The organism is Pseudomonas sp. HY7a-MNA-CIBAN-0227 (genome assembly GCF_040310325.1).
Classification (GTDB): Bacteria; Pseudomonadota; Gammaproteobacteria; order Pseudomonadales; family Pseudomonadaceae; genus Aquipseudomonas.
Genome location: NZ_JBEOPT010000132.1, coordinates 1 through 273, shown reverse-complemented (window position 1 = coordinate 273; position 273 = coordinate 1). Strand labels below are relative to the sequence as shown.

Here is a 273-nt window from a genome sequence, read left to right as displayed (position 1 = left end):
CCTACTATCAAGTGATGTCAGCGCATCCCCATTTCCCAAGATTAATTTTCCGTCTGGCAGGCCTAGATCAAAGTATTCCCGAAAATAAAGAGATAACCAAGGTGTTTAACGAAATTGTCAATGTGGATGACATCATGATGTTTGATAAACTCGAAGCTAAGGGACTGTTGCACGATGATGTTGATATCCATTGCGCTCAACTGAGTTTTTTTTCGATGATGATCTTTCCATTTATTGTGCCCGAAGGGTTCTTGAGTCGACTCGGTATACAAA

General features: G+C 40.7%; 1 protein-coding gene. It reads left to right on the top strand.

The features are described from left to right. Positions 1-273: hypothetical protein (locus AAEZ06_RS27285; protein ID WP_350617220.1), on the top strand; the 273-nt coding region annotated here is incomplete at both ends.